The organism is Vibrio sp. 10N.239.312.D08, assembly GCF_041466145.1.
Lineage (GTDB): Bacteria > Pseudomonadota > Gammaproteobacteria > Enterobacterales > Vibrionaceae > Vibrio > Vibrio crassostreae_C.
Genome location: NZ_JBFSSD010000003.1, coordinates 1 through 24,146, shown reverse-complemented (window position 1 = coordinate 24,146; position 24,146 = coordinate 1). Strand labels below are relative to the sequence as shown.

23 protein-coding genes and 1 pseudogene are annotated in these 24,146 nt (G+C 45.0%); 4 read left to right on the top strand and 20 right to left on the bottom strand.

Annotated features, from left to right (window positions below; all coding sequences use genetic code 11):
* The first annotated feature begins 66 nt into the window (after nt 1–66).
* Complete coding sequence (locus AB6D58_RS02630) at nt 67–3,159, top strand: error-prone DNA polymerase (protein ID WP_372156456.1); 3,093 nt, start codon at nt 67–69, stop codon at nt 3,157–3,159.
* Between the two features lie 333 nt (nt 3,160–3,492).
* Here the strand turns inward: AB6D58_RS02630 and AB6D58_RS02625 are convergent, their stop codons facing one another.
* Nucleotides 3,493–4,434: a chemotaxis protein CheV gene (locus AB6D58_RS02625; RefSeq protein ID WP_017062139.1), complete on the bottom strand. Its 942-nt coding sequence runs from the start codon at nt 4,432–4,434 to the stop codon at nt 3,493–3,495.
* A gap of 168 nt (nt 4,435–4,602) precedes the next feature.
* Nucleotides 4,603–5,820, bottom strand: a complete 1,218-nt coding sequence (locus AB6D58_RS02620) for an ROK family protein (RefSeq protein ID WP_017062140.1) — start codon at nt 5,818–5,820, stop codon at nt 4,603–4,605.
* A 319-nt stretch (nt 5,821–6,139) separates the two neighbouring features.
* Between AB6D58_RS02620 and pyk the strand changes: the two genes are divergently transcribed.
* Nucleotides 6,140–7,588: a pyruvate kinase gene (pyk, locus tag AB6D58_RS02615; RefSeq protein ID WP_017062141.1), complete on the top strand. Its 1,449-nt coding sequence runs from the start codon at nt 6,140–6,142 to the stop codon at nt 7,586–7,588.
* 159 nt (nt 7,589–7,747) lie between these two features.
* Here the strand turns inward: pyk and AB6D58_RS02610 are convergent, their stop codons facing one another.
* Both AB6D58_RS02610 and AB6D58_RS02605 read right to left on the bottom strand, forming a co-directional pair.
* Nucleotides 7,748–8,962, bottom strand: coding sequence for a patatin family protein (locus tag AB6D58_RS02610; RefSeq protein WP_017063485.1), 1,215 nt, complete (start codon nt 8,960–8,962; stop codon nt 7,748–7,750).
* 41 nt (nt 8,963–9,003) lie between these two features.
* The gene (locus AB6D58_RS02605) at nt 9,004–9,093 is read right to left on the bottom strand and encodes a YnhF family membrane protein (protein WP_100214626.1); all 90 of its coding nucleotides are present in this window, start codon (nt 9,091–9,093) and stop codon (nt 9,004–9,006) included.
* 145 nt (nt 9,094–9,238) lie between these two features.
* On the opposite strand from AB6D58_RS02605, the gene AB6D58_RS02600 reads away from it, so the two are divergent.
* A complete protein-coding gene (locus AB6D58_RS02600; RefSeq protein ID WP_017067207.1) occupies nt 9,239–9,832 on the top strand; it encodes an outer membrane beta-barrel protein in 594 nt (197 codons plus the stop codon).
* Between the two features lie 92 nt (nt 9,833–9,924).
* On the opposite strand, the gene AB6D58_RS02595 is transcribed toward AB6D58_RS02600, so the two are convergent.
* The 15 genes from AB6D58_RS02595 to yceD all read right to left on the bottom strand — a co-directional run bounded on the left by AB6D58_RS02595 (nt 9,925) and on the right by yceD (nt 23,030).
* On the bottom strand, nt 9,925–10,329 hold the full coding sequence (locus AB6D58_RS02595; RefSeq protein ID WP_017062144.1) for a hypothetical protein: 405 nt from the start codon (nt 10,327–10,329) through the stop codon (nt 9,925–9,927).
* Between the two features lie 229 nt (nt 10,330–10,558).
* Nucleotides 10,559–11,989 (bottom strand): PTS glucose transporter subunit IIBC, encoded by a 1,431-nt coding sequence (ptsG, locus tag AB6D58_RS02590; RefSeq protein WP_048610590.1) that lies wholly within the window; start codon nt 11,987–11,989, stop codon nt 10,559–10,561.
* A 445-nt stretch (nt 11,990–12,434) separates the two neighbouring features.
* Nucleotides 12,435–13,202 carry a TatD family hydrolase gene (locus tag AB6D58_RS02585; protein WP_372156455.1) on the bottom strand — a complete coding sequence of 256 codons (768 nt, stop codon included), beginning with the start codon at nt 13,200–13,202 and terminating at the stop codon, nt 12,435–12,437.
* On the bottom strand, nt 13,193–14,158 hold the full coding sequence (locus AB6D58_RS02580) for a DNA polymerase III subunit delta' (protein ID WP_017070536.1): 966 nt from the start codon (nt 14,156–14,158) through the stop codon (nt 13,193–13,195). The genes AB6D58_RS02585 and AB6D58_RS02580 overlap by 10 nt, the downstream gene beginning before the upstream one ends.
* Nucleotides 14,159–14,164: 6 nt before the next feature.
* A complete protein-coding gene (gene tmk, locus AB6D58_RS02575; protein ID WP_171732063.1) occupies nt 14,165–14,797 on the bottom strand; it encodes a dTMP kinase in 633 nt (210 codons plus the stop codon).
* A gap of 10 nt (nt 14,798–14,807) precedes the next feature.
* Nucleotides 14,808–15,824, bottom strand: a complete 1,017-nt coding sequence (gene mltG / locus AB6D58_RS02570; RefSeq protein WP_371713366.1) for an endolytic transglycosylase MltG — start codon at nt 15,822–15,824, stop codon at nt 14,808–14,810.
* The gene (gene pabC / locus AB6D58_RS02565) at nt 15,821–16,699 is read right to left on the bottom strand and encodes an aminodeoxychorismate lyase (protein WP_017062150.1); all 879 of its coding nucleotides are present in this window, start codon (nt 16,697–16,699) and stop codon (nt 15,821–15,823) included. Before pabC ends, mltG begins: the two co-directional genes overlap by 4 nt.
* A gap of 104 nt (nt 16,700–16,803) precedes the next feature.
* The gene (gene fabF / locus AB6D58_RS02560; protein ID WP_010437291.1) at nt 16,804–18,048 is read right to left on the bottom strand and encodes a beta-ketoacyl-ACP synthase II; all 1,245 of its coding nucleotides are present in this window, start codon (nt 18,046–18,048) and stop codon (nt 16,804–16,806) included.
* Between the two features lie 93 nt (nt 18,049–18,141).
* Nucleotides 18,142–18,375 carry an acyl carrier protein gene (gene acpP / locus AB6D58_RS02555; RefSeq protein WP_004737381.1) on the bottom strand — a complete coding sequence of 78 codons (234 nt, stop codon included), beginning with the start codon at nt 18,373–18,375 and terminating at the stop codon, nt 18,142–18,144.
* A gap of 166 nt (nt 18,376–18,541) precedes the next feature.
* Nucleotides 18,542–19,276 (bottom strand): 3-oxoacyl-ACP reductase FabG, encoded by a 735-nt coding sequence (gene fabG / locus AB6D58_RS02550; RefSeq protein ID WP_170962450.1) that lies wholly within the window; start codon nt 19,274–19,276, stop codon nt 18,542–18,544.
* A gap of 25 nt (nt 19,277–19,301) precedes the next feature.
* Nucleotides 19,302–20,225: an ACP S-malonyltransferase gene (gene fabD / locus AB6D58_RS02545; RefSeq protein WP_372156454.1), complete on the bottom strand. Its 924-nt coding sequence runs from the start codon at nt 20,223–20,225 to the stop codon at nt 19,302–19,304.
* An 80-nt stretch (nt 20,226–20,305) separates the two neighbouring features.
* Complete coding sequence (locus tag AB6D58_RS02540) at nt 20,306–21,256, bottom strand: beta-ketoacyl-ACP synthase III (protein WP_017054985.1); 951 nt, start codon at nt 21,254–21,256, stop codon at nt 20,306–20,308.
* Between the two features lie 5 nt (nt 21,257–21,261).
* The gene (gene plsX / locus AB6D58_RS02535) at nt 21,262–22,287 is read right to left on the bottom strand and encodes a phosphate acyltransferase PlsX (protein ID WP_017062152.1); all 1,026 of its coding nucleotides are present in this window, start codon (nt 22,285–22,287) and stop codon (nt 21,262–21,264) included.
* 9 nt (nt 22,288–22,296) lie between these two features.
* Nucleotides 22,297–22,467, bottom strand: a complete 171-nt coding sequence (gene rpmF, locus AB6D58_RS02530) for a 50S ribosomal protein L32 (RefSeq protein ID WP_004737376.1) — start codon at nt 22,465–22,467, stop codon at nt 22,297–22,299.
* A 35-nt stretch (nt 22,468–22,502) separates the two neighbouring features.
* Nucleotides 22,503–23,030, bottom strand: coding sequence for a 23S rRNA accumulation protein YceD (gene yceD, locus AB6D58_RS02525; RefSeq protein WP_017062153.1), 528 nt, complete (start codon nt 23,028–23,030; stop codon nt 22,503–22,505).
* A gap of 149 nt (nt 23,031–23,179) precedes the next feature.
* Between yceD and AB6D58_RS02520 the strand changes: the two genes are divergently transcribed.
* The gene (locus tag AB6D58_RS02520; protein ID WP_372156453.1) at nt 23,180–23,761 is read left to right on the top strand and encodes a nucleoside triphosphate pyrophosphatase; all 582 of its coding nucleotides are present in this window, start codon (nt 23,180–23,182) and stop codon (nt 23,759–23,761) included.
* Nucleotides 23,762–23,965: 204 nt separating this feature from the next.
* Here the strand turns inward: AB6D58_RS02520 and AB6D58_RS02515 are convergent.
* A pseudogene (locus tag AB6D58_RS02515) lies at nt 23,966–24,146 on the bottom strand (hypothetical protein); the annotation flags it as partial.

Here is a 24,146-nt window from a genome sequence, read left to right as displayed (position 1 = left end):
CACGTACTCTATTTCAACATCCCTTTTCAATCATGTTTACTCGCAATGATTAAGTGAGATTACGTTATGTCTCAGCAATACTCAGAGCTTTTCTGCCAAAGTAATTACTCCTTTCTTGAGGGAGCTTCACACGCGGAAGAGCTGGTTTTACAGGCCGACTTCTTACGTTACAAAGCACTCGCTGTTACTGATGAGTGCTCGGTCGCGGGCATCGTGAAAGTCCACTCTGCAATCAAGCAACATAAACTGTCGCTCAAGCAAATTGTCGGGAGCATGTTTTGGTTAAATGAAGAATGCCAAGTGGTTTTACTATGCCCAAATAGACAAGCCTATGCCGAGCTGTGCCGCATTATTACCAATGCGAGACGTCGTAGCAGCAAAGGGCATTATCAGCTCTCTGAGTGGGATATTATGTCGGCTAAGCACTGCTTCATCCTGTGGCTACCTCAGCAAAAAAATGAAGACGCGCATTGGGGACAATGGCTTTCTCAACATCATTCCGGTCGGTTGTGGATTGGCTTACAACGACACCTCAAACAGACCGACCAACAATACACGGATTACTGCATTGAGCTGTCACAGCATCACCACCTGCCGATTACAGCTTGTGGTGGCGTGTTAATGCACAATGCTAATCGCTTGCCCTTACAGCACTCACTCACCGCGATTAAATATCAAAAACCAGTGACCGAAGTTGGCAGTCACTTACTGGCAAATGCCGAGCGCTGTTTGCGAAGCATCAATAAGCTCTCTCATATCTTCAAAGCGGAGTGGCTAGAAGAGAGCAACCGAATTTCTGAACTGTGCGAATTTGACTTAGGTAGTCTACGTTACGAATACCCAAGTGAGTTGATTCCTCAGGGTGAGACGCCCATGAGCTATCTACGTATGTTGGTTGAAAAAGGAAAACAGGCTCGCTTTCCACAAGGTGTCCCTAATGACATTCAACAAATCATCGATAAAGAGCTGGGGCTGATTGGTGAGCTCGACTACCCTTTCTTTTTTCTCACCATCCACGACATCGTGATGTTTGCCAAAAGCCAAGGAATTCTTTACCAAGGTCGAGGTTCAGCGGCCAATTCCGTGGTCTGTTATTGCTTAGAAATCACCTCTGTCGACCCAAGACAGATCTCGGTGCTGTTTGAGCGTTTCATCAGTAAAGAGCGCGATGAGCCGCCTGATATTGATGTCGATTTTGAACACGAACGTCGTGAAGAAGTCATCCAATACATCTATAAAAAATACGGTAGAGAACGGGCTGCACTTGCTGCAACAGTCATCTCTTATCGCTTCAAAAGTGCGGTGAGAGATGTGGGGAAAGCATTAGGGCTACAAGAAACTCAGCTCGACTACTTCATCAAGAACACCAATCGCAGGGACAAAAGCTTAGGTTGGCAGGCTCAGCTCACTCAATTAGGGCTACAACCTGATTCTTTGAAGGGGCAGCAGTTTATCCACTTGGTTAATGAGATTATCGGCTTCCCACGTCACTTATCTCAACATGTCGGTGGCTTTGTCATATCCTCAGGGCCTTTGTATGAGCTGGTTCCCGTCGAAAATGCAGCGATGCACGATCGAACCATTATCCAATGGGATAAGGATGATCTAGAAACCTTAGGCTTGCTGAAAGTTGATGTGCTCGCATTGGGTATGCTCTCTGCGATTCGTAAATGTTTCGACCTGATCAAACGTATTCACGGGCGATCACTGACCATTGCTGAGATCACTCGCCTTAAGGACGATCCTCAGGTTTACGGCATGATTCAGCGAGCAGACACAGTCGGGATATTCCAAATTGAGTCACGCGCACAAATGAGCATGCTGCCAAGGCTTAAACCGAAGACTTATTACGACTTGGTGATTCAAATCGCTATCGTACGCCCAGGCCCTATTCAGGGTGATATGGTGCATCCGTTTCTCAAGCGTCGAGATGGCATTGAGCCAATCAGTTATCCATCTAAAGACGTGGAATCAGTACTGTCGCGCACCTTAGGTGTACCGATATTCCAAGAGCAAGTGATCAAACTCGCGATGGTCGCTGCAGGGTTCACAGGCGGAGAAGCAGATCAACTCAGACGGGCAATGGCCGCTTGGAAGAAAAATGGCAACGTCTTTAAGTTTAAAAACAAACTCATCGAAGGAATGCAAAAGCGCGGCTATGAGACAGAGTTTGCTGAGCAGATCTTTAAACAGATATGCGGCTTTGGCGAGTACGGTTTTCCTGAAAGCCACTCCGCTTCGTTTGCGGTGTTAGCGTATTGCTCCGCTTGGTTGAAATGCTACTACCCAGAGTGCTTCTACGCTTCTCTGTTGAATAGCCAACCGATGGGGTTTTATAGCCCTTCACAGTTAGTACAAGACGCACAACGACACAATGTGGTGATACTTCCGGTATGTGTGAACGCTTCTCAAAACGACCACACGGTTGCCCCTCATCAGAATGGTCTAGCGATTCGCTTAGGGCTGCGACAAATCAAAGGATTCAGCGAGCATGGAATTCAAAGCGTGCTCGCCAATCGTCCACCATCCGGTTATCGCCACCCTAGTCAGGTGAAACAGTTATCGATGAATAAGAAAGATATCGAGCTACTGGCATCGGCCAATGCGCTACATAACGTTTCTGGAGACCGCTTCCAGACTCGCTGGGCGATCATGGACTCGGCGTCGGATTTACCTCTGTTTAGCCAAGCCTATGACGATGCTGAGGCAGGACATGACGAACATGTACTGCACAAGCCCAATGAGATGCAAGATCTACTCGAAGACTTCACCAGTGTCGGAATTTCATTGAACAAGCACCCCATCACTTTGCTCGAAGAAGCAGGACGATTAGGTCGATTCACACACATGAAAGATTTAATACAGCAAAGACACAAATCTATGGTCACCGTTGTCGGATTAGTCACAGGTAAACAATCTCCCGGCACCGCGGCAGGTGTCACCTTTGTTACGCTGGAAGATAGCACTGGCAATATTAATGTCGTGGTATGGGGAGCAACCGCACGCGCTCAACAGCAAGCTTATCTCACAGCCAAGGCGTTAAAAGTACAAGGGATATTAGAAAAAGAAGGTGAAGTCGTGCATGTTATCGCGGGAAAACTTATCGATATTACCGATGAAATTGTTGGCTTGAAAACCAAATCTCGGGATTTTCATTAGCGAAGTACCAACTGTTCTCAATCGATCATTGGCTAAAGAAAAGAGAGAAAGAAAAACGAAAAAGGGAAGCATCCGCTTCCCTTCAATTCCAGTTGTTGAGTTATGACTCAACTTCAGCTTCCGTACGTCTTTTCTTAAATTCCCTATACAGTAATAAGCTCAAAGTCATGACGACTTTAGACGTTAACCATATCATTAAGAGGAACTACCTTAGATTGTGTGTGAAAAATTACGCTAGTAGTTGAGCATATTTCGTTAAGAAAAATATGCTGCGTGAATATTAGCAAGCGTTTTCTATAAGGCCACTCAAAACAAACCGTACAGCAGCATTAATTATAAAATCTGACGCATTCGCTCTTGAGTCACTTCAACCAAGAGGTCTGGCTGGAACTTAGAAATAAAGCGGTTACACCCTACTTTCTCAACCATAGCTTCATTAAAACTTCCACTTAATGAAGTATTTAGCGTGATGAATAGGTCATGCATTCTTGGGTCAGTACGTACTTCGTGTGTCAGCTTGTAGCCGTCCATTTCAGGCATTTCAGCATCGGTGATCATCAACAATATTTCTTGATTGATGTCTTTGCCTTCATCACACCAGCCCTTAAGTAAGGTCAGTGCTTCTAAGCCATCACAACACTCAATAATGTTCAAACCCAACTGCGACAAGGTGCCTTTGATCTGGTTACGCGCTGTTGAAGAGTCATCAACGATAAGCACATTGCGTCCTATCATCTCCTGAGCTAATTGTTCATCTAAAACGCCTTCAGAGATCGAGACATCGTAATCAATGATCTCAGCCAACACTTTCTCAACATCGATGATCTCGACGATCTTGTGCTGCTCTTCTTCTTGAATATGCGTAATAGCGGTTAGGTAGTTTGCACGGCCTGTTGTCTTTGGCGGCGGCTGGATTTCTGTCCATGTCGTGTTCACGATATTACGAACTTGCCCAACCAAGAAACCTTGTACGGTTCGGTTGTATTCCGTAATAATCAGGTTGCTCTCTTGAGACTCCGCACGAGATGGCGGAAAGCCAATGGCACTGCGTAAATCGATAACAGGCACCGATTCACCACGTAAAGACGCAACACCCGTAATATGATGATGAGAGCCCGGTAAGCGAGTGAGTACTGGCACTTTGAGGACTTCTTTCACTTTAAATACGTTAATCGCAAATAGTTGACGACTATTTAAGCTGAATAACAAGAGTTCCAGACGGTTTTCACCGACCAGTTTGGTTCTCTGATCAACCGAATTTAAAACGCCAGACATACAACACCTTAGTGACAAATAATAACTGTGGCTACAATAGCCTACTTCAATAGGTTAAAGCAAAGCGCCAATGCACAGAATGCTTAAACTAAGTACAACAAATGATGTTATACAAAGCTTAAGTACATGGAAAGGTTCAAGGTAAGGCTACAAGACGAGAAAAAGGGGTTAACCTTCAATAACTTTCATTAACAGTTGGCCATCGTATAAGGCCTGCTTGATGAGCGCAGCACCTGGCATGGTTGCCTGCTTATAAAAACGAGATTCCACCAGCTCTAAGTCTTTATGGTAAACCGATAGACTCTGCTCTTCGATACACTTTTGAATCGCCGGGTATAACACGCTCTTCGCCTGATTGATAACACCACCCACCAAGATTTTCTCTGGGTTGAACAGGTTAATCACAATCGCAATCGCAGAACCTAGATAACGGCCTAACTGTTCAATCACTTCGACAGCCAGCGGATCCCCATTAGCAGCGGCAGCACAGATCTGTTCAATAGTGACGTCTTCAAACACCGTTAGCGTTGATTCTTCACCATTTACCAATCGCTCTTTGACTTGCTCACGGATTGCCTGAGAACTCGCCACCGTTTCTAAACAGCCTCGATTACCACAGTGGCAAAGCTTGCCTTCCTTGTCGATCTGGATATGCCCCAACTCACCGATGTTACCGTGACGTCCTTGCAGAACGCGACCATCAAGAATGATCCCGGCACCTAAACCGTGGTGAATCGAGATAAGAACAGAGTTGTCGTTGTCTTGTGAGTTACCAAACAGCTTTTCTGCTAATGCCCACGCTCGGGTATCATTGGCAATAAAAACTGGCAAACCGGTTTCTTTGTAGATCTCCGGCCCCAACGCTAAGTTTTCAACGTTATAGTGCGGCATCTGCAACACAATACCTTGCTCTGAATTCACCAGACCTGGCAGTGTGATAGCGATACTCGTCACCCTGTCGAGTTGCTCGGCATAGGTTTGGAAGAACTCATCGATTTCATGGAGAAGACGCGCAAGCACATCGTCTTGATCACGTTCATGGATATCAATCTTGGTATCGATAAGCACGTCGCCGCCCAATTCATGGAGCGCGATCGTCAAGTATCCGCGACCAAGGCGCATCGACAAAAATTGCCAACCTTCGTTATTGGTTTGCAGACCGACAGCAGGACGCCCACGAGTCGTGGCTTCTTGAACCGTCGTTTCGTGAATAAGGTGAGCTTCAATGAGTTCACGGGTAATTTTAGTAATACTCGCCGGAGCCAACTCACTTTGCTTGGACAGATCGATACGAGAAATAGGACCTTTAAGGTCAATTAGTTTATATACACGACCAGCATTGACCTGTTTGATATGATCAATATGGCCCGGTTGAGCCATGTACATTTTACGCTCCAGAAATCATCAACGAGGTAATTTTTTTACTTTGCGAAGTAATTGTGAAGTCACTTGGTATATCGCCGTGACCAGTATCACGTATATACATGAATCTTTGTGTATCGAGTCAAATAGTTCGAGGAAAATTAACACCCACATCGATAATTTGCGACTTAATTTTCAGAATAAAACATCGCATTTGAGCCCTGAATTCAATAATTAAAGGCAAATCAAGAAATATCCTCCTAGCTCCCAATAAATTATCAATTAATGCATATACTTAATTCAGTCTTTTAAAAGATTACTTGGCCTCACTCTAGGAGTATTCATGACAGCCGAATTAAGAAAAACGAAAATCGTCACAACGCTAGGCCCTTCTACTGATAAAGGTAACGTGCTTGAAGAGATCATCAAAGCCGGTGCCAATATTGTTCGTATGAACTTCTCTCACGGCACCAGCGACGACCATATACAACGCGCAGAAAAAGTCAGAGCAATAGCAAAAAGACACGGTACTCAAATCGCCATTCTCGGAGACTTACAAGGTCCCAAGATTCGTGTGTCGACATTCAAAGATGGCAAAATCCAACTTGCCGTAGGCGACCTGTTCACTCTCGATAGCAGCCTAGGTTTAGGTGAAGGCAATCAAGAAGCCGTTGGCCTTGATTACAAAGAACTGCCTAACGACGTATCCGCCGGCGATATACTGTTGCTTGACGATGGTCGTGTTCAACTCAAAGTAACCAAAGTGGAAGGCTGTCGCGTTCATACCGAAGTCATCATTGGCGGCCCACTCTCAAATAACAAAGGCATCAACAAAAAAGGGGGTGGCCTTTCCGCAGAAGCGCTAACAGAAAAAGACAAGCGCGACATCGTCACCGCCGCACAAATCAAAGTGGATTACCTAGCGGTGTCTTTCCCTCGTAATGGTGAAGACATGCACTATGCTCGTCAGCTTGCACGAGAAGCCGGCTTAGAAGCTCACCTCGTCGCAAAAGTGGAGCGAGCAGAGACAGTAGCTACAGTTGAGAACATGGATGACATCATAATGGCCTCAGATGTGGTCATGGTGGCTCGTGGTGACCTCGGAGTGGAAATTGGCGACCCTGAGTTAGTCGGAGTACAAAAACAGCTTATACGCCGTGCCAGAGCGCTTAACCGAACTGTCATCACCGCAACTCAGATGATGGAATCAATGATTTCTGCGCCAATGCCAACCCGTGCCGAAGTTATGGATGTTGCCAACGCCGTACTCGATGGCACCGATGCTGTGATGCTGTCTGGTGAAACTGCAGCTGGTGACTACCCAGTCGAGACCGTAAAATCGATGGCTGAAGTCTGTATTGGTGCGGAAAAAATGGCAGGCATTAATAACCAATCCAATTACCGTATTGACCGCACCTTTGTTACTGCCGAAGAAACCGTTTCGATGGCGACCATCTACTCTGCAAACCATATGGAAGGCATTAAAGGCGTTGTCACTCTCACCGAGTCAGGCCGCACCGCACTGATGATGTCTCGCCTGAGTGCCGACATGCCGATCTACGCGCTGTCTCGTAACGAAGGAACGCTTAATCGCTGTACCTTATACCGAGGTGTGACACCAATCTACTTCGAGACAGAAGCCGAAGACAGCTTTGACATTGCACTATCTACACTCACTTGCTTGAAAGAGAAAGGACACCTTAAGTTTGGTGACCTAGTGATCGTCACTCAAGGCGACATTATGGATGTAGCAGGGTCAACCAACTGTATGAGAATCTTGCCTGTCACCTAATATTTGACCTTAAGGCGAAACGATTCGCCTAATCTCAAAAACTTAAAAGGGTTATCGAACCAAGTTCAATAACCCTTTTTCATTTCAGAACACGACTCACTAAAATCTGCTTAAACAGCATAACGAGCTCACAGCATGCTAGCTCATCAACTTCGGGAATTAGTTACCCGCAGCAATGGTGGCTAACTGTGGCATATGCGAGTTGCGAGCGTTTTCCGTTGAGGTATAGGTCTCCACAAATCGGTAACCGGCTTCTAAACCCAATTCGTAATCATGCAGTAAATCATCTTTATGACTCATTAATGAGCTCGATTTAAGCGTTTGACTAGGTGCTATCTGAACCACAAACGCGTCGTCTGGTGGCGAATTCAAAAAATCCTGAGTCAATGAGTAGGTCTGATAATGCACCATCAGCATGTCAGCCAACCCTGAATCAAACTTATCTCCGATTAAATGACTTAAGCGATAAATATCATCTGCACCAAATAGCCAGCGACCACCGTTCAGCAGGTCTAAATGCCCACGGTCACGCTTCTGCTCTTTTGAGCGCATAATTTGTTGTTGGAAGAAAGAGGTCCAGTCGGTTTTCCACTGTTCCACTTTCTGTTGCCAATGGCCTTGAACACTGTCGAAAGATTCGCGGAACCACTCCAGTTCTTCTGCAGATATAGGTTTAGGCGCTTTGACTGAAGATCCCTTAACTGGTGCTTCAACCAAATGGGTATTACCTTCCTCCACCACTGGCTCAGTACGAATCACCACAATAGAACGAGCTTGTCTTCGCCACGCTTCCTGAACTGGGATACACGCCGATACACCACCGTCCACATAAGCACTGTCACCAATAAAGACTTCGTCATTGTACAAGCGAGGAATAGCACAGGTCGCAATCATCACCTTGTACCAATCTTCGCCCAATAATGGGAAGTAGTGGTCTCGTAAGTCTTTGGAATCCGTTACAGCCGCATAGAAGTGGCGATCGCCTAGCGTTTGTCGCCCTAAATCCAGATCGAGCTTATATGGGTAAGCCATGATTTGTTCTAGCGCCCATTCTAATCCTAGGTTCTTTCTGTGTCGTATATAGGAAAAGAGATTGAAGAACTCTGGTGAGGTTGTGAGGTCGAGAACAAAAGAACGTCCAAGGCCTTTATCACGGCACAGATAAGCACATAAGTTGAGAGCACCTGCTGAGGTACCAAAAAATTCGTCGAAGGGGTCAAAATTTGAGAGAAGAAAGGCATCCAGCACTCCAGAAGTAAAAATACTTCTCTGTCCGCCACCTTGAGCGACCAGTGCTGTTTTTCCAGCAATAAACTTAGCGTAATAATCCAAGTCTATTGCTGTATCAATATTGGTTATAATCCCACTATTCATTATTCCCTGAGTATCAAAACTCAGCCTCGCAATAGATGGTATTAACTACCAATCGCAATAAAGCCAAATGAAAGAATGATCATGTAGATAAACACGGTAATTTGTAGGGCATTTTTCAGATTATGGTCCATAGACACCTCTGGTTTATTATTAATTTGTCGAGTCTCTATTTAAGTACTATCAGGTGTGTGAAGTATCTTCAAGAATCGTCGAAATTAGTCGCACAATATTGATGTAACCATCACAATTAGTAAGTGTATGGATAAGGATATACTCATGAATAACAAAGCAAATATGATGGCACTGATTACGCTTCTCTCCGTTTCAAGCGCGTATGCTTCGCCGGAGATCATCATTACACCTATGGTAGGTTATACCGGCGGTGGCAGTGTCGAAGACCAGGACGGTAAAACCTATGACATGAAAGGCTCTGAAAATTACACCTTTGCCATTGAAACGCCACTTGAAAAAGGACGCATCGGCTTCTTCTACTCCAATCAGAGCTCGGAATTAGAAACGCTTAACCTAAGCTCCTCCATCCAATACCTGCACCTTCAAAGCAGCATCTACTACCCTGCTTCGCCTGTGTTGTCGGGTTATCTAGGGCTAGGCCTGGGTGCTTCTTACGTCGATGTAGACTGGGCAAAAGATAAGTATGGATTCTCAACTTCTATCTTTGGTGGCTTAGAGTACAAATTTAGTGACCGACTAGCGTTGAACACACAAGTACGTTGGTTAGGCACGGTTGTCGACAACGATACCTCCGGTGTTTGTAATATCCCAAATAACGGGCAAGAGTGCATCATTCGCTTTGATACCGACTGGATGAACCAATTCCAAGCCAATGTCGGACTGAGTTTTACTTTCTAAGCGGCTCAATGAAGCAAAAATATAAGATCGGCCCAAACTAAAAAACCAGCTAAATGCTGGTTTTTTCATTATTAAAACGGTTTTAGTTCAGGTTAGAACTTATAGGTAACACCTAAAGCGCCGCCCACTTGCAACTCAACACCTTTATACATATCGAGTTCAGGGTGAACTTGAGCGTAAGCATTCCAACCTTCGTAGAAATTCACTTTCACGCCTAACGGCAAGCGTAAGCCAAAGTCGTCATTCCATTCAGCCCAAGCACCAGCACCGACGTACCAGCTCAACGGAGCTTCAGTCTCGAACTGACCACGCTTCAAAATGTAATCAAAGGCAGCGCCGTCATTGCCAATCGTAGCACGGTATTTCTGATCAAATTCCACAACGACACTCAGGTCTTGGTCAATGGCGAGTCCCACTTCCAAAGCTGGAGCTTCAGAAGCTTGAGCAAACGAGGCTCCGCTGCAGCACATAAGGCCGATCAAGTAACGATGTTTCATAATATTCTCAGACTGTATTTAAAAAACGGAAGTCTACTGGAATCTCAGCAAAAGGTGTCATCGCTGGGTAAAAGATAAAAGACACGAAAAATTTAAGAGCAACCATCAACTGATCGAGTTGAATGATAAGTATCTGAGTTAATGGAGATTAAGCACAATAGATCTTTCATAGAGCAGAAAACAAAAAAGGAGGCCTTTCGGCCTCCTTTCAATTTATTGAATCAGAGAATTAACCGTTGTTACGGATCCACTCATCCATGTCTGTCTTAAGGTTGTCAGACTTAGTACCGAAGATAGCTTGTACGCCACCAGCAACTACAACAACACCTGCAGCGCCTAGTTTCTTCAGTTTGTCTTGGTCAACAACTGCTGTATCAGCTACTGCAACACGTAGACGAGTAATACAAGCGTCAAGACCAGTGATGTTCGCTTTACCACCGAATGCAGCAACTAGCTCACCAGCAAGTTCAGAACCAGTCGCAACTGACTCTTCTTCAGTCTCGTCTTCACGGCCTGGAGTTTTAAGGTCTAGAGCTTTAATCACAGTGCGGAATACGATGTAGTAAATTGCAGCGTAAGCAATACCACATACAACCATTAGGCCCATCTTAGACGCGTTGCCAGATAGAACTAGGAAGTCGATTAGACCGTGTGAGAAAGATGTACCGTGTACAAAACCTAGAGTGTTCGCAAGAACGTATGCAGAACCAGCTAGTAGAGCGTGGATTGCGTACAGTACTGGAGCAACGAATAGGAAAGAGAATTCGATTGGTTCAGTGATACCCGTTAGGAATGAAGTCAACGCAGCAGAAGCCATGATGCCCATTACTTTAGCGCGGTTTTCAGGCTTAGCTGAGTGTGCAATCGCGATTGCAGCAGCAGGTAGACCGAACATCTTGAACATGTAACCACCAGCTAGCTGACCGAAGCCATTGCCCGCTGCACGAGATGCGTCATCAGCAACTAGGTAACAAGTAAGAACACCGTTTTGAGTTTCGCCAGCAGCGTTTACACAAGTACCAGCTTCAAAGAAGAAAGGTACGTTCCAAACGTGGTGAAGACCAAATGGAATTAGAGAACGCTCAACGATACCGTAGATACCAAACGCCACTTGTGGGTTTTGGTGAGCAGCCCAATCAGAGAACGCAGAGATAGCGCCGCCAACTGGTGGCCATACTACAGATAGTAGGATTGCTAGACCAATCGCAGAGAAACCTGTGATGATTGGCACAGCACGCTTACCAGCGAAGAAGCCAAGGTACTCTGGTAGTTGAATACGGAAGAAACGGTTGAATGCCCAAGCAGCAACACCACCGACTAGGATACCACCTAGTACACCAGTATCGATTTTATCAACGCCCATTACACCAGCCATTACGCCAAGTGTAGCAGTCATGATGCCATAACCAACGATAGCAGCTAGACCCGCTACACCATCGTTGTTAGTAAAGCCAAGTGCAACACCTACTGCGAACAGTAGTGCCATTTGACCGAATACTGAACCACCAGCTTGTTCCATTAAGTTTGAAACGATTTCTGGAATGAAAGGAAGATCTGCTGCACCGACACCTAGCAAAATACCCGCAACTGGTAAAACTGATACTGGAAGCATCAGAGACTTACCAACTTTCTGCAGGCTAGCAAAAAGGTTCTTAAACATGTTTATGCTCCTGATAAAGATAAAATAATTATATTGGGTTCTAACGGCACACCCCCGTAGCCTATATGTTAGCACCCTGCGAAAATGTAACCATGTATTGCATTATATTTTCTGCCGCTAAATATATATTGATGGGGAACTAACTTTCTAGTCACTTACGAAATTTAGTTTCAAAACACGTCTTGGATCACATGTCAAATCTAGAAATGCAATCCTTTACAAGCATTTAATCAATTGAAATATATAAGTATTTTTCAATAGTCCTATTATTTTACTGAGTAAATAAAATAGGAGCGAATGTTATTTTTAGTAACAAAATTACAAATGTTATAATTAGCGCTCTCAAGTTCAACATAATTCGTAAACATTAAAAAAAAACGTATTTTTAGTGATCAAAAACACAAAAAGGGAGCTTTCGCTCCCTTTTATTTGTTTACTTAGATTTTTATTGCAAAAAAAGTTTTTGGTAATTTTTGGTCGTTTGTTCGGCAACCTCTTTCATCGACACACCTTTTAATTGCCCAATGTAGGCCGCCACTTCGACGACATATGCAGGCTGATTCTGCTTCCCACGATATGGAATGGGCGCCAAATATGGAGAATCTGTCTCGATCAGCAACCTGTCTAGCGGTAGGTTCTTAACAACTTCTTTAAGTTCTGTAGCCTGCTTAAAGGTCACAATGCCTGAAATTGAGATATAGAAACCTAGTTCCATTGCTGCTTCAGCGAACGCTTGATCTTCGGTAAAGCAGTGAATCACACCACCACACTTCTCAGCTCCGCCATCACGTAAAATAGCTAATGTGTCTTCACGTGCGTTACGAGTGTGAATGATCAAAGGTTTATTCAGCTCAACGGCTAACTCAACATGCTGCTTAAATCGTAGCTGTTGCAGCTCCGCCGTCTCTGGTTGGTAGTGATAATCTAAACCTGTCTCTCCAATCGCCACAACCTTAGGGTTGCTCGCGTATTCACGCATTGTCTCTAGGCTGAAATCACTTTCAACATCGAGAGGGTGAACGCCACAAGAGGCTTTAACGTTATCAAACGGCGAGATCATCTCGAGCATATTTTCAAACGAATCGAGTGTCACACCGACAGAAAGCAATTGGTCTACGTTAGCAGCCTTCGCCTTGTTAACCACATCTTCTACGCTGGTGTGTAAATCTTGGTAATCCAGTTTGTCTAAATGACAGTGGGAATCTACGAACATGTTTCCTCGCAAGTGGCTATCAGCCAATTCATTATGAGTAGCTCCGTATTGAGCCCAGGGTGTTGCTTTAACTGCTCAATCAATGTCAGCAGTTTATTCGATGCTGCATAAGCACTTTGATAAGACATCGCCTCACACAATGCTTTCGCACTCGGAGTGAAAGCCTGATTCGCCAAACCAAAATGCAGCTTCTGTACATCTGACAATAGATGCCAAAGCCAGCCAAGTTGAATCAAAGGGTCTTTGCTAAGCTCTGTAGAGAACTTTAGCATGTCAGGTTGAGTGCCTTTTATCACATTCACAAAGCCATCGAGCGCTTTTGTTGAAGCTTCAACGCCACCTTGCTCAAACATCGCTTTTGCTTTTAAAGGCGCGTTGTCATTGAGTGCTAAAATATACTGCGGTACCGCTTTGCCCACTTCACCATCTAACCACGCTGATGCTGTCTCTAACTGCGGACAAACCACATTGAATTGCTGACAACGGCTAATAATAGTCGGCATTAAGCGATTACTGTTACGAGTAGACAGAATGAAGATGCACTTGCTTGATGGCTCTTCCAGAGTTTTCAATAGTGCGTTGGAAGCTGATTCGTTCATTGCTTCAGCAGGGTTAAGCAAAATAACGCGCAAACCACCTAACTGAGAAGACTCTTGAGCCCAGCGGTTACTGGCACGCACTTGATCAACCGTGATCGACTTACCTTCTTTCTCGGGTGAGATCACATGAAAATCAGGATGACTGCCCGACTTCATTAACTCACAGCTGTGGCAAAACCCGCACGACTCGCTTTCATAGTTCGTGCACATCAATGCGTCGGTAAGTTGGCTAATCAAAGCATCAACGCCGAGCCCTTCCGGTGCATTAACAATCACAGAGTTAGGAAAACGCTCCGCATCGAGACTTTTTTTCCACTCACTCCATACCGGTGTGAGCCAAGAATACACTTCAGCCATGACTACCTACTGTTTGTCGAGCCAAGCAGTTAGCGCGACTTTAATATCAGCGGCTACTTGCTCAATTTCTTGCTGCGAGTTAATCACAAGTACAGAATCATCTTGTTCTGCAATTTCTAGATAGCGCTCACGCGTGCGGTCGAAAAATGAGATGTCCATCTTTTCAATTCTATCAAGCTCACCACGGCCTCTAGCACGCTCTAGCCCTACTCTAGGGTCTAGGTCCAAATATAGCGTTAGATCGGGTTTAAAGCCGCCTAGCGTGGTTGCTTTCAGTGATTCCATAGTCGTGCGCGCGATCTGGCGACCACCACCTTGGTATGCCTGTGAAGACATATCATGACGATCACCCAATACCCATTGACCATTGGCGAGTGCCGGCTTGATGACGTTCTCGACTAATTGAACACGTGCTGCATACATCAACAGCAATTCAGTCATGTCTTGAAGCTTCTCGCCTTCGTGCTCTTCTTTAACCAATGAACGCATCTTTTCAGCTAAGACAGTACCACCCGGCTCGCGAGTATTAACAATATCTTCAACACCCGATGCTTTTAATGTCTCAACGATGGCATTGATTGCTGTGCTTTTGCCAGCGCCTTCAAGGCCTTCAACCACGATAAATTTCGACTGATTCATAATTATTTCTTTATCTGTTTTTTCTTAATTGCTTTAAGTAAGCTCGCACTGCACGGTTATGCTCAGTCAAACTCTTTGAAAATACGTGACCACCTGTTCCACTCGCAACGAAATACAAGTAGTTGCTCTTCTCTGGATTCAACGCCGCGTTGATAGACGCTTTGCCTGCCATAGCGATAGGTGTCGGTGGCAAGCCACTCATTGTATAGGTGTTGTAAGGCGTTGGCGTGCGTAAGTCTTTCTTACGGATGTTGCCATCGTAGCTGTCACCCATGCCATAGATAACCGTTGGGTCAGTTTGCAAACGCATACGCTTGTTTAGACGGTTAACAAACACAGAAGAAACACGCTCACGTTCTGACGCAACAGCGGTCTCTTTCTCAATGATAGATGCAAGAATTAACGCTTCGTATGGCGATTTAAGAGGCAGCTTATCCGCTCGATTTTCCCACTCTTCATTCACCACGCTCATTAGGTCTCGATGCGCGCGCTTCAACAAATCTAAATCAGTGGTGCCGTAGGTGTAGTGATACGTTTCTGCTAAGAAGAGACCTTCTAGCTTTTCGTTTTCAATACCCAACTTTTCAGCGATCTCTTTTTCAGAAACGCCATCCAATGTCTGTTGAATGAATTCGTTGTCTTTTAGCTGAACAAGCCATTCGTCAAAACGACTGCCTTCAACAAAGGTAATAGTAAACTGGTGTTCTTTCCCTTCTACAAGCACCTTTAGCGCTTGCTCTAAGGTTAAACCCGGTTCAAGCAGGAAAGTACCCGCTTTTACGTCTACAAGCTCAGGATGTAACTTACGGATTAATTTCTCGTAAGGAGAAGCCTCAAACAGCCCCTCGTTAATCAACTGGGCTAGAACGCGGTTAAAGCTGCTACCTGAAGCAACAGTCACGACTTGTGGTTTTTCTAATTGAATAACTTGTTTCAGGTTATCTTGCGCTTGGTTGTAAACATAAAAACCAGCAGCACCGGCTGCAATTAAGCACAAGATAATAAAAATAAATAACTTTTTGATCACGAGTTTAGTTGTCCTTGAAGGCTACGAGTAATGGTTCCAATGTTAAATTGGGTATCACTAATACGGGTAACTGGGGCAACCCCTAAAATGGAGTTTGTCATGAAAACCTCATCAGCTTGCATGAGTTGAGATAAGCAGTAGTCACTAATTGTAACGGAAAGTTCAGCCTGATTCAGCGCGGTTAACACTTGCTTACGCATAACCCCCGCGACACCACTTTGAGTGAGTTGAGGTGTGTATATCGACTGACCTTTGCGCCAGAACAGATTGGCCATGGTGGTTTCAATCACATTGCCCGATATATCAAGAACCACGCCATCCACTTCATTAGCTTGATCCATTTCATCTTTCATCAAAATCTGCTCAAGGCGATTATTGTGCTTATGGCCAGCCAGTAGTGGGCTCAAACCTAGCGCTTGATGGCAGATACCGAGTTCAACACCGGAGTCTTGCCACGCTGAATAATGGCTTGGGTAATCAAAGGTACTGATGGTGATTGTCGGCTTGGCGATATTCTTGGTACTGTAGCCACGCCCACCCGCTCCACGACTAACGTGCAGCTTGATCCCTGCTTTTTGATTATGAGGCTTGTTGGCGTTATGGAGCTTCTTTGAACCATCAAGGCTCTTTGTGCCATGAAGAGCGTTATGTTGGATGTGTTGAAGCGCAGTATCGAGCCAAAGACTAACAACATCCCAATCAAGAGCAGAAATGCGTAGCGCTTTAAGGCACTCGTCGACACGGTGCTGATGATCGTGAAGATGTTGTATCTCACCATCACTCACGAGCATTGTCGTAAAACAGCCGTCTCCGTACTGAAACGAGCGATCCAAAATATCGATAGTTTGCTGGCTTTCTCCATCAACCCAAAACATGTTTTTCCCCATAAAAAGAAACGGCTCAATGCTAAAGCATCAAGCCGTTTAAAAACAAGTCTAATTGTGACTATCTACGAGTGTTTACGTCTTTAATAAGATGATTAAATCTTTTTGAAGATCAAACAGCCGTTTGTACCACCGAAACCGAATGAGTTACATGCAGCATATTCCATGTTGCTAACTTCACGCGCAGTGTGAGGTACTAAGTCAATATCTAAGCCTTCTTCAGGATCATCTAGGTTGATTGTTGGTGGAACAATTTGGTCAACCAGAGACATAGCCGTGATGATAGCTTCAGCAGAACCAGCAGCACCTAGAAGGTGGCCTGTCATTGATTTCGTAGAAGAAACCAATACTTGCTTGCTGCCTGCTTCGCCAAGAGCACGCTTGATGCCCTTAACTTCCGCTACGTCACCTGCAGGAGTCGAAGTACCGTGTGCGTTTACATAACCGATTTGTTCACCAGTAATGCCAGCATCACGCATAGCCGCTTCCATTGCTAGTGCGCCACCTGAGCCATCTTCACTTGGAGATGTCATGTGGTAAGCGTCACCCGACATACCGAAGCCAACTAGCTCACAGTAAATCTTAGCGCCACGAGCTTTCGCATGTTCGTACTCTTCAAGAACCATCATGCCTGCACCGTCGCCAAGAACGAAGCCATCACGGCCTTTGTCCCATGGACGAGAAGCTTTTTGAGGCTCATCGTTACGAGTAGAAAGTGCTTTAGCCGCACCAAAACCGCCCATACCTAGTGGAGTTGATGCTTTTTCAGCACCACCCGCTAGCATTGCGTCTGCATCGCCGTATGCAATCATACGAGCCGCGTGACCAATGTTATGTAGGCCAGTCGTACATGCAGTAGAAATCGCGATGTTTGGACCGCGTAGGCCACGCATGATAGACATGTGACCAGCAATCATATTCACGATCGTCGACGGTACGAAGAACGGGCTGATCTTACGAGGGCCTTTTTCAGTTAGAGCTTGGTGACCGGCTTCGATCAAACCAAGACCACCAATACCAGAACCGATAGCAACACCCACACGTGGAGCGTTTTCTTCAGTAATAGTTAGGGCTGAATCATCTAAAGCTTGAATACCTGCTGCGACGCCGTACTGGATGAACAAGTCCATCTTACGAGCATCTTTTTTAGTCATATACTCTTCGCAGTTAAAGTCTTTAACTAGACCTGCAAAACGAGTTGAGAAATTGGTTGCATCAAAATGATCGATATTAACGATACCACTTTGACCAGCTAGCAGGGCTTTCCAAGAAGATTCTACAGTGTTGCCTACCGGTGACAACATACCCATGCCAGTGACAACTACACGACGCTTGGACACGATTTTACACTCCGGGGATTGAGGTGATTTAAGATGAGGATAGATGAGTTAGATAAAACACAGGCGGTCGAGGTGACCGCCTGGGAGAGATTATTACTGAGCGCTAGTTACGTAATCGATAGCTGCTTGAACAGTAGTAATTTTCTCAGCTTCTTCATCTGGGATTTCAGTGTCAAATTCTTCTTCTAGAGCCATTACTAGCTCTACTGTGTCTAGAGAATCTGCACCTAGGTCATCAACGAAAGAAGCTTCGTTTTTAACTTCAGCTTCGTCTACACCTAGCTGTTCAACAATGATTTTCTTTACGCGTTCTTCGAGGTTGCTCATTTTTTCTTTTCCTTTACAGAGTTCGCTTTATGCGATGTTTTCCGTAGTTTATTCAATCTATTGAAAGTTGCAAGGTCAACTTTTCTGGTCAAACCACAATTTTCACGATTTTAACCGAAATTACGTATGATCTTGACTTAAATCATGCACAAATGTTGCACATAATTTACACCATGTACATACCGCCATTGACGTGAAGTGTTTCACCTGTGATATAAGCTGCCGCAGGTGACGCCAAAAATACCACAGCTTCAGCGATTTCGCGAGGGTCACCTAGTCGACCTGCTGGTACATTCGCCAAAGTTGCTGCACGTTGGTCATCATTTAGCGCTTTAGTCATGTCTGTTTCGATAAAACCAGGCGCTACAGTGTTTACTGTAATGCCACGAGACGCAACTTCACGAGCCATTGATTTAGTAAAACCAATTACGCCTGCTTTTGCAGCTGCGTAGTTAGCTTGACCAGCGTTACCCATTGTACCTACTACAGAACCAACGTTTACTATACGACCTTGACGCTTCTTCATCATGCCACGCAATACAGCTTTAGACATGCGGAAGATAGGAGTTAGGTTAGTATCGATGATGTCATTCCATTCGTCGTCTTTCATACGCATCAGTAGGTTATCACGAGTGATACCTGCGTTGTTAACTAGAATGTCAATCGCACCGAATTCATCGTTGATGGTTTTCAGTGTAGCAGCAATTGAGTCAGTATCCGTTACATTAAGAGCAAGACCTTTACCGTTCTCACCAAGGTACTCGCTGATTGCAGCTGCGCCGCCTTCAGATGTCGCAGTACCGATAACTTTAGCACCACGCTCAACTAAAAGTTCAGCGATTGCACGACCGATGCCACGGCTTGCGCCTGTAACTAGTGCAACTTTGCCTTCTAAATTCATCATAACTTCTCTATTAAGTGGTTATTTACTTAGCAGCTTCTAGTGATGCAGTATCATTAACTGCAGCAGCTGTCATAGTTTTTACGATTCGTTTTGTTAGACCAGTAAGAACTTTACCAGGGCCTAATTCAAGTAGCTTCTCAACGCCTTGCTCATTCATCGCTTGTACACCTTCAGTCCAACGAACTGGGCTGTATAGCTGACGAACAAGTGCGTCTTTAATTTTTGCAGGGTCTGTTTCAGCAATAACATCAACGTTATTGATAACAGGCAATGCTGGCGTGTTGAACTCTAGAGCTTCTAGAGCCACTGCTAGCTTATCTGCTGCTGGCTTCATCAGTGCACAGTGAGACGGCACAGAAACAGGTAACGGAAGTGCACGCTTAGCGCCCGCTTCTTTACAAAGTGCACCAGCACGCTCTACTGCAGCTTTGTTACCCGCGATAACAACTTGGCCAGGAGAGTTAAAGTTAACTGGAGACACAACTTCGTCTTGCGCAGCTTCTTCACACGCTTTAGCAATCGCTTCATCGTCTAGACCGATGATTGCGTACATTGCACCAACACCTACAGGAACCGCTTCTTGCATCAGTTGACCACGTAGTTCAACCAGCTTGATCGCTTCTTTAAAGTCGATAACGCCGGCACATACAAGTGCAGAATATTCACCTAGGCTGTGACCTGCTAGATTTACAGGTTGCTCTAGGCCAAGCTCTTGCCATACACGCCAAATTGCAACAGACGCTGTTAATAGAGCCGGTTGAGTGCGAAAAGTTTCATTTAGATTTTCTACAGGACCATCTTGAACCAATGCCCATAGATCGTAACCAAGTGCTTCTGAAGCTTCAGCAAATGTCTTTTTAACAACATCATACTGTTCGCCTAGGTCAGCAAGCATACCGATAGCTTGAGAGCCTTGGCCTGGGAATACGATAGCAAATTTGCTCATTGTAATTTTCCTTTAAGCAAAGCAAAAAATTGAATAAGGCACATAAGTTATGTGCCTTGTTTGTTGATTATCGCTTGGGGTTAGAATTTAACTAACGCAGAACCCCAAGTGAAGCCGCCGCCAAATGCTTCAAGTAGAAGCGTTTGACCACGTTTAATTCGCCCGTCGCGAACAGCCTCATCAAGGGCCGTTGGTACGGTAGCTGCCGACGTATTGCCATGCTTATCAAGAGTAATCACAACTTGGTCAAGCGACATCGTCAGCTTTTTAGCGGTTGCCGAGATAATACGGTAATTCGCTTGGTGTGGAACTAACCAATCAAGCTCTGACTTATCCATATTGTTCGCCGCTAATGTGTCTTTAACTAGCTTAGAAAGCTGAGTTACCGCCACTTTAAATACTTCGTTGCCCGCCATGTGCAGCCATTTGTCTGCATCACCGCCACGCTCTGGTACTTCTAGGCTTAGAAGCTCACCGTATTTACCGTCAGAGTAAATATGAGTAGACAAAATACCTGGCTCTTCGCTTGCGCCTACAACCACCGCGCCTGCTGCATCACCAAATAGGATGATAGTAGAGCGGTCAGTCGGATCACAGGTTTTTGACAGTGCATCAGCACCAATTACCAAAACGTTCTTACACATGCCAGTCTTGATGTGTTGATCAGCAACAGACAGTGCGTAGACAAAACCAGAACACGCTGCAGCCAAATCAAACGCAGGGCAGCCTTTGATACCAAGCTTGCCTTGTACCTGACATGCCGAAGACGGGAATGTGTGGCTACTGCTGGTTGTCGCAACGATGATTAAATCAATCTCTTCTTTGTCGATACCTGCCATTTCAATGGCATTTTCAGCAGCGTAAAACGCCATATCAGCAACGGTTTCGTTTTCCGCTGAAATACGACGCTCTTTAATACCCGTTCTAGCAACGATCCACTCATCGCTAGTCTCTACCATTTTCTCTAAGTCTGCGTTAGTACGCACCTGAGATGGCAAGTAGCTGCCAGTACCTAAAATTTTGCTATACATGAAGACTAATAATGCCTCTCGAGTAAAACCGCTTCCAAACGATCGCTAATGCGGCTGGGGACTTGTCGTTTGACCTCGTGTACTGCTTCACCAATCGCGTTGACGACTGCAGACACATCAGCACTTCCATGACTTTTAATGACAATGCCGCGCAATCCTAACAAACTTGCGCCGTTATACTGGTCGGGGTTCAAGGTTTTTAATTCAGTAAATAGCTCAGAAAACAGCATTCTGGCTATCCAACCCTTTATTGTTGAAGCCATCATGCGCGTTTTTAGCTTATCAATAAAGAGCTGAGCCGTACCTTCGCACGTTTTTAAGCAAACATTGCCCACAAAACCATCACATACGACGACATCAGCAGCATCTTGAAGTAATTGATTACCTTCAATATAGCCTATGAAGTTCACAGACTGAGTATTAGACAACATTTCAGCGCATCGTTTTACAAGGTCATTGCCTTTAATTTCTTCTGCACCGATATTCAAGATAGCGACACGTGGTGCGCGACCTAAATGTTGTTCTGCTAATGCACTGCCCATGACAGCAAACTGAAACAGTGAATCTGCGTCACTAGAAACGTTCGCCCCTAAATCAAGCATCCATGTGCGATTTCCGGATGCAGTAGGCAAAGCTGAAACCAATGCAGGCCTATCAATACCGGGAAGAAGCTTGAGTCTGAAACGGGATAAAGCCATCAATGCGCCAGTGTTACCACCACTCACACAAGCATCAGCCTGTGATTCGGCAACCAGATCGATAGCGGCACGCATAGAGCTACCCTGACTGTTACGCAAGGCTAGTGAAGGTTTTTCAGAATTGGAAATGACTCGATCACAATGCTGGATACTCAAACGAGAATCAGGCATTCGACCTAATGAAGATAATTGAGATGTGATCGCGTTTCGATCACCTATTAGAATGACTTTTAGCTCTGGGAAATACGACAGTGCCTGCACGGCGGCAGGCACTGTTACACGAGGACCGAAGTCCCCGCCCATTGCATCAAGCGCAACGGTTAGATTTTGCAAAGGTCAACCTTACTTGTTGATAACCTTTTTGCCGCGGTAGAAACCTTCGGCAGTCACGTTGTGACGTAGGTGAGTTTCACCTGAAGTTGCGTCCACAGAAAGTGCAGCTGTAGTTAGCGCATCGTGTGAACGACGCATGCCACGCATTGAACGTGATTTCTTGCTCTTTTGTACGGCCATTGACCCTACTCCTATGTAAATTCTTAAAGAAGCAATTACTTCTTTAAGCTTTTTAAAACATCAAATGGATTCGGCTTTTTGTCTTCCTCAATTTCTTCAGGAAGTTCACCAAACACCAAGTTATTTGAGTTAACGCTACATTTCGCATCGTCGTGCATTGCTATTTGTGGCAATCCAAGGATGAACTCGTCTTCAACTAATTGAATCAGGTCTAACTCACCGTACTCGTTCAGATCTACCAAATCGTACTCTTCCGGTGCTTCCTCTTCACTTTTCTCACTGTAAACAGGAGTATAAGTAAATTGGACATCGCACTCATGTGCGAAAACCTCATTACAACGTTGACACTCTAAATCGACTTCGACGTTAGCTTTACCAGAGATAACGACTAATCGTTGTTCATCAAGCCCAAATGACATTGAGACTTGCGCGTCACGTTTTACGCCTTCAGTTGCTTCAGTTAAACGCTTCAAAAGACTGACCTGGATGATACCATCCATATCGAGTCGTTTTTGAGCCGTTCTTGCCGGATCAACTGTACGCGGTATTTTTTCCTTTTGCATAGGGCGCGAATCTTATCTTCCAAATCGTGTTTAGTCAAAGGAAATGGCAAAAAAAATGTACTTTCCTGCCTTTCCTATTCAGAGCATTATGAATAGCAGGACAAGTTACGTTATCCTGAGATAAATGCTTCCTTGAATTGTAAATTAAAATGAGAAATTACCAACTAGTTTTAGCCTCTACATCACCATTTAGGCAAGAGATCCTCAAAAAACTACAGTTAAGCTTCATTACAGCCAAGCCAGACTGCGATGAAACGCCGCTTCCAGAAGAGACACCACAACAGTTGGTGATGCGCCTTGCTGAGACCAAAGCTAAGTCTTGTGTTGTGGAGCAACCTAGCTTAGTCATCGGTTCTGATCAGGTTTGTGTGATTGATGGAGAGATCATAGGTAAGCCTCACACTCGAGAAAAAGCGATCGAGCAATTATCTCGTCAAAGCGGCAAGAGCATTACTTTTTATACTGGGCTTTCGGTTTGGAACAACGAGACCAATGAAGCTGACACGCGTCTCGACACCTTTGTTGTGCATTTCCGCGATTTAACTAAGCAACAGATCATGAGTTATGTCGAGAAAGAACAACCTTATTACTGCGCGGGCAGTTTTATGTGTGAAGGGTTAGGCATCGCGTTGTTTAAACAGATGGAAGGTAAAGATCCAAATACTTTGATCGGCTTACCGCTGATCGATCTAGTCGATATGTTAGAAGCGCAAGGAATGGGTCTACTATAACGGATACGCTCTCTTTGTTAGAGATTCCCTACTCCTTCCTTCGTCAGTCTAGGGAATGGCGGAACACGCAATTTTATCTAACCAACTAATGATATAGAGCGTGATTTTAAAAAGTCGTCATCCTCAAGAGCGAGGAACGAGCGACTTGGGGATCTTCTACAACAGATGAATCGAGTAGGAGGAGGCCTCACGGCCTCCGTCCTCTCACACCACCGTACAAGCGTGGGTCGCATACGGCGGTTCCGAATATATTTTCAGTGACTCATACCCATCTCGCAATGAGTACAGGCCCAACTCCTCGAACCATTTTATTGGCATGGCGTGATTTAACTGCGGCGTTAAGGCCAAGTGCCACCACCCTTTATCTGACATCGCTACCTTCCAC

Coding starts and splice junctions, on each gene's coding strand:
- AB6D58_RS02630 (WP_372156456.1), top strand. CDS start 67: ATGTCTCAGCAATACTCAGAGCTTTTCTGCCAAAGTAATTACTCCTTT.
- AB6D58_RS02625 (WP_017062139.1), bottom strand. CDS start 4,434: ATGTCTGGCGTTTTAAATTCGGTTGATCAGAGAACCAAACTGGTCGGT.
- AB6D58_RS02620 (WP_017062140.1), bottom strand. CDS start 5,820: ATGTACATGGCTCAACCGGGCCATATTGATCATATCAAACAGGTCAAT.
- pyk (WP_017062141.1), top strand. CDS start 6,140: ATGACAGCCGAATTAAGAAAAACGAAAATCGTCACAACGCTAGGCCCT.
- AB6D58_RS02610 (WP_017063485.1), bottom strand. CDS start 8,962: ATGAATAGTGGGATTATAACCAATATTGATACAGCAATAGACTTGGAT.
- AB6D58_RS02605 (WP_100214626.1), bottom strand. CDS start 9,093: ATGGACCATAATCTGAAAAATGCCCTACAAATTACCGTGTTTATCTAC.
- AB6D58_RS02600 (WP_017067207.1), top strand. CDS start 9,239: ATGAATAACAAAGCAAATATGATGGCACTGATTACGCTTCTCTCCGTT.
- AB6D58_RS02595 (WP_017062144.1), bottom strand. CDS start 10,329: ATGAAACATCGTTACTTGATCGGCCTTATGTGCTGCAGCGGAGCCTCG.
- ptsG (WP_048610590.1), bottom strand. CDS start 11,989: ATGTTTAAGAACCTTTTTGCTAGCCTGCAGAAAGTTGGTAAGTCTCTG.
- AB6D58_RS02585 (WP_372156455.1), bottom strand. CDS start 13,202: ATGTTCGTAGATTCCCACTGTCATTTAGACAAACTGGATTACCAAGAT.
- AB6D58_RS02580 (WP_017070536.1), bottom strand. CDS start 14,158: ATGGCTGAAGTGTATTCTTGGCTCACACCGGTATGGAGTGAGTGGAAA.
- tmk (WP_171732063.1), bottom strand. CDS start 14,797: ATGAATCAGTCGAAATTTATCGTGGTTGAAGGCCTTGAAGGCGCTGGC.
- pabC (WP_017062150.1), bottom strand. CDS start 16,699: ATGTTTTGGGTTGATGGAGAAAGCCAGCAAACTATCGATATTTTGGAT.
- acpP (WP_004737381.1), bottom strand. CDS start 18,375: ATGAGCAACCTCGAAGAACGCGTAAAGAAAATCATTGTTGAACAGCTA.
- fabG (WP_170962450.1), bottom strand. CDS start 19,276: ATGAATTTAGAAGGCAAAGTTGCACTAGTTACAGGCGCAAGCCGTGGC.
- fabD (WP_372156454.1), bottom strand. CDS start 20,225: ATGAGCAAATTTGCTATCGTATTCCCAGGCCAAGGCTCTCAAGCTATC.
- AB6D58_RS02540 (WP_017054985.1), bottom strand. CDS start 21,256: ATGTATAGCAAAATTTTAGGTACTGGCAGCTACTTGCCATCTCAGGTG.
- rpmF (WP_004737376.1), bottom strand. CDS start 22,467: ATGGCCGTACAAAAGAGCAAGAAATCACGTTCAATGCGTGGCATGCGT.
- yceD (WP_017062153.1), bottom strand. CDS start 23,030: ATGCAAAAGGAAAAAATACCGCGTACAGTTGATCCGGCAAGAACGGCT.
- AB6D58_RS02520 (WP_372156453.1), top strand. CDS start 23,180: ATGAGAAATTACCAACTAGTTTTAGCCTCTACATCACCATTTAGGCAA.